This window comes from Stenotrophomonas daejeonensis (assembly GCF_001431505.1).
Taxonomy (GTDB): domain Bacteria; phylum Pseudomonadota; class Gammaproteobacteria; order Xanthomonadales; family Xanthomonadaceae; genus Stenotrophomonas; species Stenotrophomonas daejeonensis.
The window spans coordinates 41,359-59,597 of the sequence record NZ_LDJP01000016.1; the positions used below are offsets into that span (position 1 = coordinate 41,359).

Annotated in this window: 16 protein-coding genes; 8 read left to right on the forward strand and 8 right to left on the reverse strand. The window is 69.0% G+C overall.

Annotated features, from left to right (window positions below; translation table 11 throughout):
• Positions 1-18: 18 nt before the first annotated feature.
• From ABB34_RS03625 to ABB34_RS03635, 3 genes are read right to left on the reverse strand one after another with little or no spacing between them, the layout of a single operon-like run.
• Positions 19-3,258 (reverse strand): efflux RND transporter permease subunit, encoded by a 3,240-nt coding sequence (locus ABB34_RS03625; protein ID WP_211258149.1) that lies wholly within the window; start codon positions 3,256-3,258, stop codon positions 19-21.
• Position 3,259: 1 nt separating this feature from the next.
• Entirely contained in the window at positions 3,260-4,327 is a 1,068-nt protein-coding gene (locus ABB34_RS03630) for an efflux RND transporter periplasmic adaptor subunit (RefSeq protein ID WP_057639884.1), read from the reverse strand.
• Positions 4,328-4,337: 10 nt separating this feature from the next.
• On the reverse strand, positions 4,338-4,541 hold the full coding sequence (locus ABB34_RS03635) for a YgaP family membrane protein (RefSeq protein ID WP_057639885.1): 204 nt from the start codon (positions 4,539-4,541) through the stop codon (positions 4,338-4,340).
• Positions 4,542-4,731: 190 nt separating this feature from the next.
• Between ABB34_RS03635 and ABB34_RS03640 the strand changes: the two genes are divergently transcribed.
• Positions 4,732-5,079 (forward strand): ArsR/SmtB family transcription factor, encoded by a 348-nt coding sequence (locus ABB34_RS03640; RefSeq protein WP_057639954.1) that lies wholly within the window; start codon positions 4,732-4,734, stop codon positions 5,077-5,079.
• Positions 5,080-5,104: 25 nt separating this feature from the next.
• Here the strand turns inward: ABB34_RS03640 and hda are convergent, their stop codons facing one another.
• From hda to ABB34_RS03655, 3 genes are read right to left on the reverse strand one after another with little or no spacing between them, the layout of a single operon-like run.
• Positions 5,105-5,806: a DnaA regulatory inactivator Hda gene (hda, locus tag ABB34_RS03645; protein ID WP_057639886.1), complete on the reverse strand. Its 702-nt coding sequence runs from the start codon at positions 5,804-5,806 to the stop codon at positions 5,105-5,107.
• Positions 5,803-6,975, reverse strand: a complete 1,173-nt coding sequence (locus ABB34_RS03650; RefSeq protein WP_057639887.1) for an AI-2E family transporter — start codon at positions 6,973-6,975, stop codon at positions 5,803-5,805. Before ABB34_RS03650 ends, hda begins: the two co-directional genes overlap by 4 nt.
• Positions 6,972-8,138, reverse strand: a complete 1,167-nt coding sequence (locus tag ABB34_RS03655; RefSeq protein WP_239737494.1) for a DUF2066 domain-containing protein — start codon at positions 8,136-8,138, stop codon at positions 6,972-6,974. The genes ABB34_RS03650 and ABB34_RS03655 overlap by 4 nt, the downstream gene beginning before the upstream one ends.
• Before the next feature lie 46 nt (positions 8,139-8,184).
• On the opposite strand from ABB34_RS03655, the gene purM reads away from it, so the two are divergent.
• The 5 genes from purM (at position 8,185) to ABB34_RS03680 (ending at position 12,035) form a co-directional block, all read left to right on the forward strand.
• Positions 8,185-9,243 (forward strand): phosphoribosylformylglycinamidine cyclo-ligase, encoded by a 1,059-nt coding sequence (gene purM, locus ABB34_RS03660; RefSeq protein ID WP_057639889.1) that lies wholly within the window; start codon positions 8,185-8,187, stop codon positions 9,241-9,243.
• Positions 9,244-9,255: 12 nt separating this feature from the next.
• Positions 9,256-9,864: a DUF2238 domain-containing protein gene (locus ABB34_RS03665; RefSeq protein ID WP_057639890.1), complete on the forward strand. Its 609-nt coding sequence runs from the start codon at positions 9,256-9,258 to the stop codon at positions 9,862-9,864.
• Positions 9,861-10,514: a phosphoribosylglycinamide formyltransferase gene (purN, locus tag ABB34_RS03670; RefSeq protein WP_057639891.1), complete on the forward strand. Its 654-nt coding sequence runs from the start codon at positions 9,861-9,863 to the stop codon at positions 10,512-10,514. The genes ABB34_RS03665 and purN overlap by 4 nt, the downstream gene beginning before the upstream one ends.
• A 64-nt stretch (positions 10,515-10,578) precedes the next feature.
• A complete protein-coding gene (locus tag ABB34_RS03675) occupies positions 10,579-11,349 on the forward strand; it encodes a DUF3108 domain-containing protein (RefSeq protein WP_057639892.1) in 771 nt (256 codons plus the stop codon).
• Between the two features lie 2 nt (positions 11,350-11,351).
• Positions 11,352-12,035 (forward strand): DUF3108 domain-containing protein, encoded by a 684-nt coding sequence (locus ABB34_RS03680; RefSeq protein WP_057639893.1) that lies wholly within the window; start codon positions 11,352-11,354, stop codon positions 12,033-12,035.
• Positions 12,036-12,262: 227 nt separating this feature from the next.
• Here ABB34_RS03680 and sucD read toward each other — a convergent pair whose 3' ends face one another.
• Both sucD and sucC read right to left on the reverse strand, forming a co-directional pair.
• The gene (sucD, locus tag ABB34_RS03685; protein WP_057639894.1) at positions 12,263-13,138 is read right to left on the reverse strand and encodes a succinate--CoA ligase subunit alpha; all 876 of its coding nucleotides are present in this window, start codon (positions 13,136-13,138) and stop codon (positions 12,263-12,265) included.
• A 176-nt stretch (positions 13,139-13,314) separates the two neighbouring features.
• Positions 13,315-14,487 carry an ADP-forming succinate--CoA ligase subunit beta gene (gene sucC / locus ABB34_RS03690; protein WP_057639895.1) on the reverse strand — a complete coding sequence of 391 codons (1,173 nt, stop codon included), beginning with the start codon at positions 14,485-14,487 and terminating at the stop codon, positions 13,315-13,317.
• 256 nt (positions 14,488-14,743) lie between these two features.
• On the opposite strand from sucC, the gene ABB34_RS03695 reads away from it, so the two are divergent.
• Positions 14,744-16,360, forward strand: coding sequence for a sensor histidine kinase (locus ABB34_RS03695; RefSeq protein ID WP_057639896.1), 1,617 nt, complete (start codon positions 14,744-14,746; stop codon positions 16,358-16,360).
• A 305-nt stretch (positions 16,361-16,665) separates the two neighbouring features.
• Complete coding sequence (locus ABB34_RS03700) at positions 16,666-18,036, forward strand: sigma-54-dependent transcriptional regulator (protein ID WP_057639955.1); 1,371 nt, start codon at positions 16,666-16,668, stop codon at positions 18,034-18,036.
• The last annotated feature ends 203 nt before the right edge of the window (positions 18,037-18,239 follow it).

Genomic DNA, 18,239 nt, shown 5'->3' on the forward strand with positions numbered 1-18,239 from the left:
TGCGGTCGGGATTCGGGTTCACGATACGCCACGCAACGGACGCCGCAGCAGCGCGTAGTACAGCAGCGGGATCACCACCAGCGTCAGCACGGTGGAGACGAGGATGCCGAAGATCAACGCGATCGCCAGTCCGTTGAAGATCGGATCGTCGAGGATGAAGAACGCGCCGGCCATCGCCGCGATCGCGGTCAGCGCGATCGGCTGCGCGCGCACCGCGCAGGCCTCGACCACCGCGCGCTCCAGCGCGTGCCCGCGTTCGACCAAGTGGTTGATGAAATCCACCAGCAGGATCGAGTTGCGCACGATGATGCCGGCCAGCGCGATCATGCCGATCATGCTGGTGGCGGTGAACTGCGCGCCGAGCAGGGCATGGCCGGGCATCACCCCGATCACGGTCAGCGGGATCGGCGCCATGATCACCAGCGGCACCACGTAGCTGCGGAAATACGCCACCACCAGCAGGTAGATCAGCACCATGCCGGCGGCATAGGCGATGCCCATGTCGCGGAAGGTTTCCCAGGTGATCTGCCATTCGCCGTCCCACTTCAGGCCGAAGCCCGCGGTATCCGCTGGCTGGCGCACGAAAAACTGCGACAACCGCTGGCCGCCGATGGCGTTGTCGCCGACCTGCCCGACCAGATCGAACATGCCGTACAGCGGGCTGTCGAAGCTGCCGCCCTCGTCACCCGTCACGTAGACCACCGGCAGCAGGTCCTTGTGGTGGATGGCACCATCCCACTGCGTGCGCCGTACCTGCACCAGTTCCGACAGCGGCAGCAACTGGCCGTCGCCGCCGCGCACGCGCAGCGCCAGCACGCCGTCGAGCGTGGTCTGCCCGGCAGCCGGCAGACGCAGCCGGATCGGACGCGGGTATCTGGAACTGCCGTCGATGACGTGGCTGGCGTCCATGCCGGACAAACCGGCGGCGATGGTCCGGGCGATATCGGCCTGCGACACGCCCAGCCGCGCCGCGCGCACGCGGTCGATGGCCAGCACTTCGCGCGTGGCGTCGGCTTCGACGCTGGTATCGACATCGACGATGCCGTCGGTATCGAGGAAGCGTTGTTCCAGCGCACGGCCGATGCCGCGCAGGCGCGCATGATCCGGGCCGTACAGTTCGGCCACGATCGGCGACAGCACCGGCGGGCCGGGTGGCACCTCCACCACCTTGACCGACGCGCCATGACGGCGGCCGATCCCCGCCACCTGCGGACGCAACGCCACCGCGATGTCGTGGCTCTTGCGGCTGCGCTCGTGGCGACCGACCAGGTTGACCTGCAGGTCGCCGACGTTGGCGCCTTCGCGCAGATAGTACTGGCGCACCAGACCGTTGAAATTGATCGGCGCGGCGGTGCCGGCATGGCCTTGGTAATCCCGTACTTCCGGGGTGCGGTCGAGCACCCCGGCCAGTTCGACAAGCAACGCGTTGGTGTCCTCCAGCGTGCGGCCTTCGGGCATGTCCACCACCAGCTGCAATTCGGACTTGTTGTCGAACGGCAGCATCTTCAGTACCACCAGCTTGAACACCACCAGGCTCGCGGCCAACGCCACCAGCGCGGCCATCGCCATGAACAGCAGGCGGCGCCGGCGCGCGCCGCCATCGGCGACGAGGAAGGGCGTCATTGCCCGTTCGAACATGCTGTGCAGGCGTGCGGCCATGCTGTTTTCAGCATGACCGTGTTCGCCTGTTGCCTGTGCACCGGCATGGCGACGCAGCAGTTTCAGCGACAGCCACGGCGTCACCACCAGCGCGATCGTCAGCGACAACAACATGCCGACCGAGGCGTTGACCGGAATCGGCCGCATGTACGGCCCCATCAGGCCGCTGACGAAGGCCATCGGCATCAGCGCGGCGATCACGGTAAACGTGGCCAGAATCGTCGGCCCACCTACTTCATCGACCGCCGGCGGGATCGCCTCGCGCAGCGTTTTCCCGCCCTGCGCCATGTGCCGGTGGATGTTCTCCACCACCACGATGGCGTCATCGACGAGGATGCCGATCGAGAAGATCAGCGCGAACAGCGACACCCGGTTGAGGGTGAAGCCCATCGCCCAGGACGCGAACAGCGTCACCGCCAACGTCAGCACCACCGCGCTGCCGATGACCACCGCCTCGCGCCGGCCCAATGCGAACAGCACCAGCAACACCACCGAGCCGGTGGCGAACACCAGCTTCTTGATCAGCGTGCGCGCCTTGTCGCCGGCGGTGGCACCGTAGTCGCGGGTGACGGTGACTTCCACGCCCTCGGGGATGACCTGCCCGCGCAGTGCCTCGACCCGCTCCGACACCCTGCGGGTGATGTCGGTGGCGTTGCCGCCCGGCTGCTTGGCGATGGCCAGCGTGACCGCCGGCGCCATGCCGGTGCGCGGGCCGGCGCGGCCGGCCGGTGCGCCATGCCAGACGTAGCTCGACGGCAGATCGGCGGCATCGTCGACCGTGGCGACGTCGGCAAGGCGTACCGGCTGCCCGCCGGCAACGCCCAGCACCAGCCCGGCGACGTCTGCGCGGTCGGCAAGGAACTGCCCGGCGCTGACCTGCACCACGCCATCGCCACCGATGCGCTCGCCGGCCTGCCGGGCGAGGTTGGCGGCCTGCAAGGCGCCGGCCAGATCGGCCACCGTCAGGCCGTGCGTGGCCAGCCGTGCCGGGTCCAGCGTCACCCGCATTGCCCGCTCCGGCGCGCCGAGGGTGTGGATGTCGCGGGTGCCGGGGATGTGCTTGAGTTCGGTTTCCAGCGTGTGCGCCACTTCGGCCAGGTCGAGCGCACTGCGCTGCGCATCGTCGGTCCACAGCGTCAGCGTCATCACCGGCACGTCGTCGATGCCCTTGGGCTTGACGATGGGCTGGCCGACGCCGAGGTCCGGCGGCATCCAGTCCCGGTTGGAAAACACCTTGTCGTACAGCCGCACCAGCGCCGGCTGCCGCGGCACGCCGACCTCGTACTCCACCGTCAGCACCGCCATGCCGGGGCGGCTGACCGAATAGGTGTGCCGCACCTGCTCGATCCCGGCCAGCTTCTGCTCCAGCGGGTACGCCACCATCTGCTCGACCTGCCGCGCGTCGGCACCGGGGAACGGCACGATGACGTTGGCCATCGTCACGTCGATCTGCGGCTCTTCCTCGCGCGGGGTGATGGCCACCGCGACCAGGCCCAGCAGCAGCCCCAGCAACGCGAGGATCGGCGTCAACGGGTTGTCCTGGAAGGTGCGGGCAAGGCGGCCGGAGATACCCAGCCGCGGCGTATCGTGCACGGCCATGTCACTGCTCCCCGCGCGCGGCGGCCAGCGCCTGCATCGCCGCCAGCGGATCGGCGGCGATGCGCTCGCCCGGCCGCAGGCCGGCGATCACCTCGACCTCGTTGCCCACGCGTTCGCCCAGGCGCAACTGGCGCAACGCCACGCGCCCGTCGGCCAGCACGTAGACCGCATTGACCTCGCCCCGGCGCAGCAGCGCCGATGCCGGTACGCGCACACCGGCGTCGCCTTTCAGTGCCGGGAACGCGACGCGGGCGGTGCTGCCCGGCCACGGCGCGGGCTCCAGCGCAGGCAGTTGCACGCGCACCTTCACCGCATGGGTGGCGGCATCGGCGGCGGGGAATACCGTCACCTGCGCCGCATCGATGCCGCGGCCATCGTCGAAACGCACCCGCGCCTGCGGATGGGCGCGGATGGCCTCGGCGTCGGACTGCGGCACGCTGACCTCGATGCGCAGCGCATCGGGCGCGAACACCGTCATCAGCACGCGGCCTGCACCGACGCTTTCGCCCGGCTCCACCTCGCGCATGCTGACGATGCCCGCATACGGTGCACGGATCGTCGTGTAGGCGCTCTGCTGACCGGCATGGGCCAGCTGCGCGCGTGCCGCATCGCGTGCGGCGACGGCGGCGTCGCGGCTGGCACGCGCCTGGTCGAACTGCGCGCGCGACACGTACCGGCCCTGCACGAGATCGGCATGCCGCCGGTAGTTCAACTCGGCTTCGTTGGCGCTGGCCTCGGCCGCACGCAGCTGTGCGCGCGCCGCATCGACGCCGGCCTGCTGCTCGACCGCACTGAGCCGCAGCAGCACCTGCCCGGCGCTGACGCGGTCGTTGACGTCGGCCAGCACCTCGCCGACCCGGCCGCTGGTCTGCGCCGACAACGTGGCCTGATGCACCGCCTCGACCACGCCGTCCCAGCCACGGCCTTCGGCCGCATCGGCGGCCCGCACCACGAGGGTCTGCAGGCCGTCGACCGCGGCCGGCGCCTGTACCTTCCCGCCACCGCCGCAGGCCGCCAGCGCGACGGCCAGCAGCGTCGGCAGCAACCAGCGTGTCGTGCGCAGGCTCACGGCATCGCCCTCACTTGAACGCGCAACCGCCGGGAACACCCAGTCTGCGGAATACCAGCGCGGCCGGGCAGAAACCGGTGAAGCTGGCCTGCAGCAGGTTCAGGCCGACGAATGCGGTGAGCCACAGCCACGAAGGGGAAACGAAGTGCGCCAGCGCGACGCTGGCAAGGATCATCACGCCGGCAAAGGCGAGTACGGCACGGTCGAGGTTCATTGCGGCATCTCCAGTCGGTTCGCCGGGCGGCCACGCTGGCCGGGGCACCATAAAATTAGCAACAACTAATATTAGAATCAACTGATATATTGAATGCAAGGCAACCCGCGGCCCCCCGCGTCCACGCATCCGCTTGCCGGCGGCGCCGATGCGTGGCGCAATGCACGATTACCGCTCCAGTGGAATGACGATGGCCAAGAACAGCGGCAGCGGCTTCGACGTGACCGCGATGCGCGCCCACGCCGGCGACGCGGCGCAGTTGCTCAAGGCGCTGGCCAACGAGAACCGCCTTCAGGTGCTGTGCCTGCTTGCCGAGGGCGAACGCTCGGTGGGTGACATCAACGCCCTGCTCGACCTGAGCCAGTCGGCGCTGTCGCAGCACCTGGCGGTGCTGCGCGAGGAAGGGCTGGTACGGACCCGGCGCGAGGCGCAGACGATCTACTACGCGCTGGCGCCGGGCCCGGCGCTGTCGGTCATGCAGACCCTGCATGGCATCTACTGCGCGCCACCGGCACGAAACAGGCCGGGCCGGCGGTGATCCCGGCGCGCTCGCGCCGGCGCCGCTACAGGTCCGAAGCGTCCAGTACCTGGCGCAGGAACGGCACGGTGATGCGCCGCTTGGCCGCCAGCGATTCGCGGTCGAGGCGGTCGAGCAGCCGCACCAGCCCGGCCAGGTCGCGGCCGGTACGGGCCAGCAGCCAGTCTATGGCGGCTTCGTCCAGCACCAGCCCGCGGCGCAGCGCACGGGTGCGCAGCACCGCGCTGCGGCCTTCGTCGTCCAACGGCGACAGCATGATGCGGCCGCATTGCGCCAGCCGCGAGCGCAGGTCCGGCAGCACCAGTCCCAACCCGTCGGGGGCGGCGGAGGCGGTATAAAGCAGGGCCACGCCGGCCGCGCGTGCGCGGTTGTGGAAGTCGAACAGCGCCACCTCGTCGTCACGCCGGCCGGCGATGGCGTCCAGCCCGTCGAGGGCGATGACGTCACGCCCTTCCAGCGCTTCCAGCGCGTCGCGCAGGCGGCCGGCGGCCGCGGCCAGCGGCAAATAAGCCGAGCCGCGCCCGGCCTGCTCGGCGGCCGCGCACAGGGCCAGCGCTAGATGGGTCTTGCCGGTGCCGGCCGGACCCAACAGGTAGACCCAGTCCTGCGCCTCGCCCACTGCGATCGCGCGCAACTGCGCCAGCGCCCCGTCCGGGGCGCCGATGTAGCTTTCCAAGCGCTGGTCCGGCGGGTAGCGCAGGGCCAGCGGCAACTGCGGCACGCTCACTGCGGGTCGGCATCCTTGGGCACGATGCCCATGTCCGCCGCCGGCTCTTCGTGCGAAGGCGGCAGCACGATGGTCGGGCCGTGGCCGGCGTACAGCTCGCTCTGGCGGTAGCGTTCATGCGCATAGCGCAGCAGCACGTTGATCACCGCCGCCGCCGGCAGCGCCAGCAGCATGCCGAGGAAACCGAACAACTGGCCACCGGCCATCACCGCGAAGATCACCGCCACCGGGTGCAGGCCGATCTTGTCGCCGACGATGCGCGGGGTCAGCACGTAGCTTTCCAGCAACTGGCCGACGGTGAACACCACGCCCACCAGCACCAGCAGCTTCAGGTCGAAGCCCTGCGCCTGCACCAGCGCAGCCAGCACCGCCAGCACCACGCCGGTGGTGGCGCCCAGGTACGGGATGAAGCTGATCAGCCCGGCCACCAGCCCGATCAGCAGGCCGAGCTTGAGCCCGACCAGCGACAGGCCCAGCGCATAGACCAGGCCCAGCGCGATCATCACCACGATCTGCCCGCGGATGAACGCCCCCAGCACCTCGTCGGATTCGCGCGCCAGCCGCGACACGGTCCCGATGTGGTTGCGCGGGATCATCGACGCCACACGCTCGACCAGCCGGTCCCAGTCGCGCAGGAAGTAATAGGCCAGGATCGGCAACAGTGCCAGGTTGACCACCCATGCCACCATCGCGAAGCCCGAGCGCGACAGGTAGCCGAAGAACGTGCTGGCCACGCCGCCGGCCTGCTGCCAGTGGCTGCGCATCCATTCGAACAGCCGTTCCGGCTCCAGCCACGCCAGGATTTCCACGCCGGTCTTCTGCTCGATCCACGGCAGCGCCTTGCCCAGCAGCCACTCCTGCCCCTGCGGCAGCACCGCCACCAGGGTGACGATCTGGCGTTGGATCATCGGCACCAGGATCAGCAGCGCCAGCGCCAGCAGCAGGATCATCAGCACGAACACCAGCACCACCGCGGTGTTGCGCGAGCGCCCGCGCGCCTCCAGCCGGTCCACCAGCGGGTCGCCCAGCCACGCCAGCATCAGCGCGACCACGAACGGGGTCAGGATCGGCGCCAGCAACCACACCACCCACAACCCGAGGGCGCCGAGCACCAGCCACCTGAGGCGCCGCAGGAACAGCGCGATCTCGTCTTCGGCGGCACTGGTCATTGGACGCGGTACTCGGCCGGGCCGGTGCTGACCGGCGGTTCATCCTCACCGGGCGGCGCCAGCGGTTGCAGCACGGAATCGGCGCCGAGCATGCGGTTCAGCCCCTGCAGGCCGCTCAACAGTTCCAGGTCCAGCTCCAACTGCTCGCCGCCGGCCTGCACCGGCATGATGGCCCTGACCACCGGCACCGCCTGCAATGCCGCCGCCACCCGCAGGTAATCGGCGGCGCTGCGAATACCGGTGACGCGGATGCGATAGGTACCGGCGGCACCGGCCACCGCGGCTTTGGCGTAGCGCTTGACCAGCGCGTCGGCCGCGCCGTCGGCGCCGCCGGCCATCGCCCGGCGCGCATCGCCGTCGCGGGTGCTCCACTTGGCCAGCTCGCGGCCGCCATCGACGAACACCCAGTCGGCCATCCAACCGCCGCCACTGGCGCGATAGAGCTTGCCGATCAACTGCATCGGCGGCGAATAGCGCGACGAGGCGCGGGCAACGGCGCCACTGTCCTTCCGCCAGATCGCCCCGACCAGCGCCTGCTCGGCCGCGCCCCCGCCCGGCAGGCCGAGGCGGAAACCACGTTCGACCGCGCGGTCCAGCAACGGCCGCGCCGCGTTCGACTGCTGCACACCGACCAGCCGCGGGCCGCTGCCATCGTCGATGGCCAGCCACACCACCGGCTTCGGCCGCGGTTGCGGCCACACCGGCAGGCCCAGCGCGGCGACCAGCCCGTCCACGTCGTCCGGGCGGAAACGCGCCACCAGCAGGGTGCGGAAACTCGGCGCGCCGCTGGCCGAGACGCTCTGGTCCTGGCGGTAGTCGTAGCTTTCGACCATGTTCACCGCGCCGCGCAACGCCTGCGCCACGCCGGGGCGGGTCATCGCGCTGCGGTCGCCGGACAGCTTGCCCAGCACCGCGCCCAGCGCGCGCGCCAGCGCCCCGCTGCGGTCGGCATCGCTCTGGCTGTTGACCGGCACTTCGGCCTCGTAGGCGCTCTGCGCGCTGGCCACGTCACCTTCGGTGCGCAGGCCGGACTGCGCCAGCGCCGCCGGGGCGGACAGGCAAAACGCCAGAAACAGGGTGAAGACCAGGCTGCGACGCATTGAGGATTCCATTGCTCGACGGTTCCGGCGGGAATTGTTGCCCGAATGCGGCCTTGGCGCCAACGTGGCCTGTTAAAATCGCCCGTTCACCCCGCCAGCGCAGCCGACCGTGACCAGCACCCCGACTCCCGCCCACTCTCCCCTGACCTACCGTGACGCCGGCGTGGACATCGACGCAGGCAACGCACTGGTCGAACGCATCAAGCCGCTGGTCAAGTGCAGCTTCCGCCCCGAGGTGATGGGCGGGCTGGGCGGCTTCGGCGCGCTGTTCGACCTGTCGAACAAGTACCGCGAGCCGGTGCTGGTGTCCGGCACCGACGGCGTCGGCACCAAGCTCAAGCTGGCCCAGCAACTGGGCCGCCACGACAGCATCGGCATCGACCTGGTCGCCATGTGCGTCAACGACGTGCTGGTGCAGGGCGCCGAGCCGCTGTTCTTCCTCGACTACTTCGCTACCGGCAAGCTCGACATCGACACCGCCGCGGCGGTGGTCGGCGGCATCGCCAATGGCTGCACCGAGGCCGGCTGCGCGCTGATCGGCGGCGAAACCGCCGAGATGCCGGACATGTACGCGCCGGGCGAATACGACCTGGCCGGCTTCACCGTGGCCGCGGTGGAAAAGAGCGAGCTGAAGGACGGCTCCGGTGTGCGGCAGGGCGACGTGCTGATCGGCATCGCCTCCTCCGGCCCGCATTCCAACGGCTATTCGCTGGTGCGCCGCATCTACGATCGCGCCGGCCGCCCGGCCGAGTTGGTGCTGGAAGACGGCACCAAGCTGGTCGATGCGCTGATGGCGCCGACCCGGCTGTACGTCAAGCCGGTCCTGTCGCTGCTCAAGGAACATGGCGAAGCGATCCACGGCATGGCCCACATCACCGGCGGCGGTCTGACCGAGAACATCATCCGCGTCGTGCCCGACGGGCTGGGCCTGTCGATCGACGCCTCCAGCTGGACGCTGCCGCCGGTGTTCCAGTGGCTGCAACGCGAAGGCAATGTCGCTGACAGCGAAATGTGGCGCACCTTCAACTGCGGCATCGGCTTCGTGCTGCTGGTGCCGGCCGAGCACGTGGCCGCCATCAACGCCTCGCTGGACGCGCTGCAACTGGCGCACTGGCAAATCGGCGAAGTGGTGGCCGCCGGCGACGGCGAGCGCGTGCGCATCGGCTGACCGCCCGCGCCCATGTCCCCTGCCAAGAAGGCTGCGTTCATCGGCGTGCTCGCGGTATTCGCGCTCACGTGGATCAAGCCGCTGTGGCCGGTCGAGCAGGCACTGCACAGCTCGCTGACCGTACTCGGCCTGGCCGGCCTGTGGTGGGTGGACCGGCGCTGGCCGCTGGGCAACGGCGCGTTCGCGGCCATCTGCGGCTTCATCGCCGTCCACTGCATCGCCGCGCGCTGGCTGTATTCCAACGTGCCCTACGAGCAGTGGCTGCAGGCCAGCCTCGGCTGGTCGCCGGCCGCGACGTTCGGCTGGCAGCGCAACCATTTCGACCGGCTGATCCACTTCCTCTACGGCGCCTGCCTGACCCCGGCGCTGGTGCAGTTGGCGCGCCACGTCTGGCCGGCCTTGCGCGGCGGGCAGGCCTTCGCGCTGGCGCTGATGGCGATCATGTGCTCCAGCCTGGTCTACGAATGGCTGGAATGGGGCATCGCCCTGCTGATGTCACCGGAGGCGGCCGAGGCCTACAACGGCCAGCAGGGCGACATCTGGGACGCGCACGCCGACATGCTGCTGGCCACGCTGGGCAGCCTGCTGTCGTGGCCGCTGCTGCGGAAGATCGCCCGATGAGCGCCCGCATCGCCGTGCTTGCTTCCGGCCGCGGCAGCAACCTGCAGTGCCTGCTGGACGGCATCGCCGCCGGGCAACTGGATGCCGACGTCGTCGGCGTGTTCTCCGACAAGCCCGCCGCCGCCGCGCTGGACAAGGTGCCGCCGGAACGCCGCTGGGCGCGTACTCCCAAGGCATTCGGCAGCCGCGATGCCTTCGACGCCGCCCTCGCCGACGCGGTGGCCGCCAGCATGCCGGACTGGATCGTCTGCGCCGGCTACATGCGCATCCTCGGCGCCGGCTTCGTGCAGCGCTTCGCCGGCCGGCTGGTCAACATCCACCCCTCGCTGTTGCCGCGGCACAAGGGCCTGCACACCCATGCCCGTGCGATCGAGGCCGGCGACACCGAACACGGTGCCAGCGTGCACTTCGTCGTGCCCGAGCTGGATGCCGGCACGGTGATCGCCCAGGCACGGGTGCCGGTGCTGCCCGGCGACGACGCCGACACGCTGGCTGCACGCGTGCTTGCGGTAGAACATCCGCTGCTGCTGGCGACGGTGCGGTTGCTGGTCGCCGGACGCGTAGCTGAACAGGATGGCAGGGTCCGGCTCGATGGTCAGTCCCTGTTTAATCCGTTGCGCCTAGATTCCGCCGGGAACCTGCAACCCTGACCGGCCCCCGCCACGGATGCACGGGCCGGCAGCGCACCCTCTCCCTTCCCCGCCCTTTCCGAGCATGAACCTCGCCTCCCTCAACTCCCTGTTGCTGACGGCCCTGCTGGTGGCCGCGCCGGCGCTGGCGCAGGAGCCGCCACCGGCCGACAACCCCCTGCTGCCGCCTGCCGAATGGAACCCGCCGCCGCTGGAACCGTTCGTCGCCACCTACCAGGCCTTCTACAAGGGCAAGGAAGCCGGCGACGCGACGATGCAGGTGGTTCACGGCGACAACGGGCAGTGGCGCGTGGACATGGCCGTGCACGGCAAGCGCGGCTTCGCCGGCGTGCTCGGGCTGAACCTGGAACAGAGCACGGTGTTCGACAACCAGGGCACGGTGTACGTGCCGCTGAGCCAGAGCACGGTGAAGAAAGCGCTGTTCTTCGGCAAGAAGGTCACCGGCGTCTACGACTGGCGGCATGGCAGCGCGCAATGGCAGGGCAACCTGAAGAAGGAACGCCAGCGCCCGATCCCGCTGCAGCGCGGCGACCAAAGCGCGCTGCTGCTGAACCTGTCGCTGATGCGCGACGCCCGCCCCGGCCAGCCGTTGAGCTACCGCTACGTGGACGTGGGCCGGGTGCGCCAGTACGAATACATGGCGGCAGCGGCCGCCGAGACCGTGCAGGTCGGCGACCTCAGCTACGACGCCCTGCGCATCCATCGCACCAACGGCGGCAACGACGAAACCATCCTGTGGATCGCCAACGGCGTGCCGACCCCGGTGCGCATCCTCCAGCGGGAAGACGGCGAGGACGCCATCGACCTGCGCCTGATCGAATACCAAGGAGCCTGAGCATGAAGCCCATCTTCCGCAACCTTTCCGTGGCCGCCATTGCCCTCGCCGCCTTCGCCAGCCTGCCGGCGCTGGCCATGCAGCCGTTCACCGCCAACTACCGCGCCAGCTACATGGGCATGCAGGCCAGCGGCACGATGACCCTGGCCAGCGAGGCCGGCAACCGCTGGCGCTACAGCCTGCAGATCAAGAACCCGATGGCCGACCTGAGCCAGAGCACCGTGTTCGAGGAGCATGGCGACGCGTTGCGCCCGCTCAGCAGCCACGACCGCTCGGTGCTGCTGATCAAGCGCAAGCAGGTCGACGCGAGCTACGACTGGAACCGCAGGCAGGCCACCTGGAGCGGCGACGTCAAGCCGGAACGGCGTGGCCCGGTGCGCCTGCAGAACGGCGACATGGACGCGCTGCTGATCAACCTGGCGATCGCCCGCGACGTCGCCGCCGGCCAGCCGCTGAACTACCGCATGGTCGACGATGGCCGCACCAAGGCCCTGTCCTACCGCGTGGTCGGCAAGGAAAACATGACCGTCGACGGCAAGACCGTGGAGACGACCAAGGTGTCGCGCGTGGATGGCGACAAGGAGCAGATCGCCTGGATCGCCGCGGATATGCCGGTACCGGTACGCCTGTTGCAGCGCGAGGGCGGCAAGGATGCGCTGGACCTGACCATCCAGTCGTTGAATTGAGGCTCAAAAGCCCCTCTCCCTCCGGGAGAGGGGTTGGGGTGAGGGTTCGAGGGCGAAGCCCTCTTGATGTCAGGCTGCACGAGGCTTCGCCCGTACCCTCATCCGGCGCTTCGCGCCACCTTCTCCCAAAGGGAGAAGGGAAAAACACAGCGCAGCGCACAGGGAAAGAAAAGCAAAAAGGCCGCCCTTCCGGGCGGCCTTTTCATTACGACGCAGCCGGTCCTGTCTTACTTGACCAGCTTGGCAATCGCCGCGCCCAGATCACCCGGCGAGCGCACGGTGACGACGCCCGCGGCTTCCATCGCCGCGAACTTGCCTTCGGCCGTGCCCTTGCCGCCCGAGGCGATCGCGCCGGCGTGGCCCATGCGCTTGCCGGCCGGGGCCGAGGCGCCGGCGATGAAACCGACGACCGGCTTCTTCACGTGGTGCTTGATGTACTCGGCGCCGGCTTCCTCGGCGTCGCCGCCGATTTCGCCGACCATGATGATGCCTTCGGTCTGCGGGTCTTCGTTGAACAGCTTCAGGCAATCGACGAAGTTCAGGCCATTGATCGGGTCGCCGCCGATGCCGATGCAGGTGCTCTGGCCCAGGCCGACCTCGGTGGTCTGCTTCACGGCTTCATAGGTCAGGGTGCCCGAACGCGACACGATGCCGATCTTGCCCGGCTTGTGGATGTGGCCCGGCATGATGCCGATCTTGCACTCGCCCGGGGTGATCACGCCGGGGCAGTTCGGCCCGATCAGCACGGTGTCCGGGTAGGTGCGGGTCAGCACGTTCTTCACGCGCAGCATGTCCAGCACCGGGATGCCCTCGGTGATGCAGACGATGACCTTGATGCCGGCAGCGGCCGCTTCCAGGATCGCGTCGGCCGCGAACGGCGGCGGCACGTAGATCACCGAGGCGTCGGCGCCGGTGTCCTGCACCGCATCGGCCACGGTGTTGAACACCGGCAGCTCGAGATGGGTGGTGCCGCCCTTGCCCGGGGTGACGCCGCCCACGACCTGGGTGCCGTACTCGATCATCTGGGTGGCGTGGAAGGTACCCTGCTGGCCGGTGAAGCCCTGCACGATCACCTTGGTGTTCTTGTTGATCAAAACGGACATTTCTTTGAGTCCTTCGTAAATTTTTTGGACTGGCTTCGGGTGCATCGCCATCGGTCGAGACCGATGTCCGTGCCGTTGCTTCCAGAACCCCCGTCACCCCGCTTCGCGGAGTGCCTGCCCCCTTGACTCAAGGGGGCAACGGCGCGGCTCTGCTGGCTATCCCGTCACCGTGACGATCAGGCGGCAGCGTTCTTGACCGCTTCAACGACCTTCTTGGCGCCGTCGTTGATGTTGTCGGCCGGGATGATGGCCATGCCGCTGTCGCGCAGCAGCTGCTTGCCTTCTTCCACGTTGGTGCCTTCCAGGCGCACCACCACCGGGACCTTGACGCCCACTTCCTTGACCGCGGCGATGATGCCCTCGGCGATCATGTCGCAGCGGACGATGCCGCCGAAGATGTTGACGAAGATGCCCTCGACCTTGTCCGAGGACAGGATCAGCTTGAACGCCTCGATCACGCGCTGCTTGTTGGCGCCGCCGCCCACGTCGAGGAAGTTCGCCGGCTCGCCGCCGTTGAGCTTGATGACGTCCATCGTCGCCATCGCCAGGCCGGCGCCGTTGACCATGCAGCCGATGTTGCCGTCCATGGTGACGTAGTTGATGTCCAGCTCCGAAGCGGTGACTTCGGTTTCGTCTTCCTGGGTCTTGTCGCGCATGGCGACCAGTTCCTTGTGACGGAACGCGGCGTTGTCGTCGCTGTTGAACTTGCCGTCCAGCGCGTACAGGTTGCCGTCGTCCAGGATCGCCAGCGGGTTGATCTCGACCAGCGCCAGGTCCTTCTCGTTGAAGATGCGGTACAGGTTCACCATGATGTTGGCGAACTGGCCGGCCTGCTTGGCGGTCAGGCCCATCTTGAAGCCGATGTCGCGGCCGTGGTAACCCTGCACGCCCTCGACGAAATCAACGTTCAGGGTGTGGATCTTGTCCGGGGTCTCGGCGGCGACCTGCTCGATCTCCATGCCGCCTTCGCTCGAGGCGATGAAGCTGATGGTGCGGGTGCCACGGTCGACCAGCACCGACAGGTACAGCTCCTTGACGATCTCGCCGGCGGTGGTCACCAGCACCAGGTTGATCGGCAGCTCGACGCCGGCGGTCTGGTAGGTGGCCATGCGCTTGCCGAGCATGCCGGCCGCAGCAGCCTTCACGTCATCGACGGTCTTGCAGAACTTGACGCCGCCGGCCTTGCCGCGGCCGCCTGCGTGGATCTGCGCCTTGACCATCCAGGGGCCCTGGCCCAGCGACTGGGCGGCCGCAACCGCTTCGTCCGGGGTCGCCGCGACCTTGCCGGCCGGCACGGGAATGCCGTACTCGGCAAGCAGCTGTTTTGACTGGTACTCGTGGAAATTCATGTGTCACCGTGGGAATGGGAACAACCGCCACAGGTCCTCGGGGCCAGAAACTGGCCTTCCGGCAGGGCGGGCGGGCCCGCCATTGTCGCCGACCGCGGCCCGTGGCGCAAAGCAAACCCACTGGAAACGGTGCGTCCCGGAAAATTTCCCCGGCCTTTTCAGCCACTTGCCGTGGCAAGCCCGACACCGGCAAGCGCGGCATGGCAAGCGCGGCCGGCACCTATACTGGACACCGACCGCCGCAGGAGTCCCGCGCTTGCACTCCCGTTCCTCGCTCATCGACCGCATCGAGTCGCTGCCGCGGCGCGAGCTGTATTTCTTCGCCCTGTTCCGGGTGCTGATCGCCAGCCTGATCGCGGCGCTGGTGTTCAGCCCGCTCAGCGCGCTGATGCAGGAGGCGCACCACCCGGGGTTGGCCGAAGCGGTATCGGTCGTCTACCTGCTGGCCGCGGCCTGCTTGCTGGTATGGGGCCGCAACGAGCGCTGGCTGCAGCCGCTGGTGTTCTGGAGCGCGGTGCTCGACATCCTCGCCGCCACCCTGCTGACCCACGCGCTGCCCGGTGCCAGCGCCGGCATCTCGATGACGCTGCTGTTCAACATCGCCGCCGCGGCCACCCTGCTGCCGCTCTCGCGCGGCATGCTGCTGGCGCTGGTCGCAAGCAGCGCGGCGGTGGCCGAATACACCTGGCGCGAGTTCGAGGGCGGCGACGGCACCCGCAACATCGCCGAACTGGCGATGTTCGCCGCCAGCTACCTGGCACTGGCCTGGATCAGCCACCAGATCGGCAGCCGCGCCCGCCGCAACCAGCAACTGGCCGAACAGCGCGGCGCCGAGGTGGCCAACCTGTTCGAGATCAACGAGCTGATCATCCGCCGCATGCGCACCGGGGTGCTGGTGGTGGACGGCAGCGGCCGCATCACCGTCGCCAACGAGGCGGCCACCGCGCTGATGGGCGAGAGCGGCGACCACCTGGCCAGCGGCGAGGCGCGGCTGGCGCAGGCCGTGCCGGAACTGGCGCGGCGCCTGCAGCGCTGGCGCAACGGCGCCAACGAGGAGGAACTGCCGCTGCAACTGGCCAGCGACCTGCCCGAGGTGCAGCCGCGCTTCGCCCGGCTGCTGGCCGACAGCGACCAGACGCTGGTGTTCCTCGACGACACTACCGTGGCTTCGCGCCGCGCCGAATCGCTGACCCTGTCCACGCTCGGGCGGTTCTCGGCCAGCCTCGCCCATGAAATCCGCAACCCGCTGGCGGCGATCAACTACGCCTCGCAACTGCTGGAGGAATCGGCCGACCTCGGCGAGGCCGACCGCCGCCTGCTGCAGATCATCCACCAGCAGTGCCAGCGCACCAACGGCATCGTCGAGAGCGTACTGGCGCTGGCGCGGCGCGAGCGCGCCAACCCGGAACACTTGGACCTGGCCACCTGCGTGCGCCGCTTCGTGCTGGAGTACCGGCAGATGCTGTCGGCCGAGGCCGGCAGCGTGGAAACCCTGATCCACGAATCGTCGGTGCCAGGGCTGTTCGACCCGCGCCACCTGCACCAGATACTGACCGCGCTGGTGCACAACGGGCTCAAGTACGGCCGCAGCGGCGAGGCACCGGCGCAGGTGCGCATCCGCGTCGCATCAAGCGGGCGCAACGCCGTGATCGAAGTAACCGACCGCGGCCCCGGCATTCCCGACGCCGTGGCCACCCAGCTGTTCCGGCCGTTCTACACCACCTCCGAGCATGGCACCGGGCTGGGCCTGTACATCGCCCGCGAGCTGTGCCGCGCCAACCAGGCGCAACTGGACTACGTGCCCGTCGCCACCGGCGGCGCCTGCTTCCGCCTCACCCTGGCCACGGCGCGCAGCACCTTCGCCGGTCATTGAATGAGCCCCTCTCCCTCCGGGAGAGGGGTTGGGGTGAGGGTTGGGCGAAGCCGCGTGATGTTCATCGTCGAAACAGCGGTATCCCGATTGTCTTCCCACTGGGCGCATGGCGACGCATTCATCATCGCGACCACTGGGGGCTGTTTGCGTCACGGCTTCGCCCGACCCTCATCCGCCCCTGCGGGGCACCTTCTCCCGGAGGGAGAAGGAAACAACCGACGCTCGGCCTCGAATTGGGGCGGTAGAACCCCCCTCACCGTGAAAACCGGGTGACGATCCGCGTCATCCTCGGCTATCGTTCCAGCATGAATGTGACGCATAGCGCCCTGGTCGTCGACGACGAACGCGACATCCGCGAACTGCTGGTGCTCACCCTCGGCCGCATGGGGCTGCGCATCAGCACCGCCGCCAACCTGGCCGAAGCCCGCGAACTGCTGGCCAACAACCGCTTCGACCTGTGCCTGACCGACATGCGCCTGCCCGACGGCAACGGCATCGAGCTGGTCACCGAAATCGCCCGCGACCACCCGTGCACGCCGGTGGCGATGATCACCGCCTTCGGCAGCATGGACCTGGCGGTGGAGGCGCTGAAGGCCGGCGCCTTCGATTTCGTCAGCAAGCCGGTGGACATCGGCGTGCTGCGCGGCATGGTCCGCCACGCACTGGAACTGAACAACACCGAGCGCCCGGCCAGGGTGGAACCGGCCGAGAGCGCCTCGCGCCTGCTCGGCGACTCCCCGGCGATGGACGCCCTGCGCGCCACCATCGCCAAGGTCGCGCGCAGCCAGGCGCCGGTCTACATCGTCGGCGAATCCGGCGTCGGCAAGGAGCTGGTGGCGCGTACCATCCACGACCAGGGCGCGCGCGCGGCCGGGCCGTTCGTGCCGGTCAACTGCGGCGCCATCCCCGGCGAACTGATGGAAAGCGAGTTCTTCGGCCACAAGAAGGGCAGCTTCACCGGCGCCCATGCCGACAAGCCGGGGCTGTTCCAGGCCGCGCACGGCGGCACGCTGTTCCTCGACGAAGTGGCCGAGCTGCCGTTGCAGATGCAGGTCAAGCTGCTGCGCGCCATCCAGGAAAAATCCGTGCGCCCGGTCGGCGCGGCCAGCGAGGTGCCGGTGGACGTGCGCATCCTCTCGGCCACCCACAAGGACCTGTCCGAACTGGTGCAGGACGGCCGTTTCCGCCACGACCTGTACTACCGCATCAACGTCATCGAGCTGCGCGTGCCGCCGCTGCGCGAACGCCGCGAGGACCTGCCGCAGCTGGCCGCCGCCATCCTGCGCCGTCTGGCCCGCGCGCAGCAGCTGCCGACGCCGCTGCTGTCGCCCTCGGCGCTGGATACCTTGGCCGGCTATGCCTTCCCCGGCAACGTGCGCGAGCTGGAGAACATCCTCGAACGCGCCCTCGCCCTGGTCGAAGGCGACAGCATCGGCGCCGGCGACCTGCACCTGCCGGCCCCGCGCCACGAAACAGCTGCCGCCGTGCAGGCCGAAGTGGCAACCGATCCCGACCCGGCCAACGCCGCGTTGCCGTCCTACATCGAACAGATGGAGCGCGCCGCGATCCAGAAGGCGCTGGAAGAAAACCGCTGGAACCGCACCCGTACCGCCGCCCAGCTGGGCATCACCTTCCGGGCGCTGCGCTACAAGCTGAAGAAGCTGGGGATGGACTGATTGCCAGCCAAGAGCTTTCCCGGCACGGAGCTCTAGCGGGAAAGCCCCATGCGGGGCAAGCCCCGCATCTACACAAGCCTCCACCGCGCATCATGTAGGTGTGGGGCTTGCCCCACACGAAGCTTTCCCGGCGATCCCCCAGCAGGGCTGGGCCTCGCTCTACAAATTCGACCGCTTGCGGCGCTCGCAAGGATTTCGCCGAT

Bases quoted from the DNA above. Each gene is read 5' to 3' on its own strand.
- ABB34_RS03640 (WP_057639954.1), top strand. From the start codon at position 4,732: ATGGCCAAGAACAGCGGCAGCGGCTTCGACGTGACCGCGATGCGCGCC.
- ABB34_RS03650 (WP_057639887.1), bottom strand. From the start codon at position 6,975: ATGACCAGTGCCGCCGAAGACGAGATCGCGCTGTTCCTGCGGCGCCTC.
- ABB34_RS03635 (WP_057639885.1), bottom strand. From the start codon at position 4,541: ATGAACCTCGACCGTGCCGTACTCGCCTTTGCCGGCGTGATGATCCTT.
- sucC (WP_057639895.1), bottom strand. From the start codon at position 14,487: ATGAATTTCCACGAGTACCAGTCAAAACAGCTGCTTGCCGAGTACGGC.
- ABB34_RS03680 (WP_057639893.1), top strand. From the start codon at position 11,352: ATGAAGCCCATCTTCCGCAACCTTTCCGTGGCCGCCATTGCCCTCGCC.
- ABB34_RS03625 (WP_211258149.1), bottom strand. From the start codon at position 3,258: ATGGCCGTGCACGATACGCCGCGGCTGGGTATCTCCGGCCGCCTTGCC.
- ABB34_RS03665 (WP_057639890.1), top strand. From the start codon at position 9,256: ATGTCCCCTGCCAAGAAGGCTGCGTTCATCGGCGTGCTCGCGGTATTC.
- purN (WP_057639891.1), top strand. From the start codon at position 9,861: ATGAGCGCCCGCATCGCCGTGCTTGCTTCCGGCCGCGGCAGCAACCTG.
- ABB34_RS03675 (WP_057639892.1), top strand. From the start codon at position 10,579: ATGAACCTCGCCTCCCTCAACTCCCTGTTGCTGACGGCCCTGCTGGTG.
- sucD (WP_057639894.1), bottom strand. From the start codon at position 13,138: ATGTCCGTTTTGATCAACAAGAACACCAAGGTGATCGTGCAGGGCTTC.
- ABB34_RS03700 (WP_057639955.1), top strand. From the start codon at position 16,666: ATGAATGTGACGCATAGCGCCCTGGTCGTCGACGACGAACGCGACATC.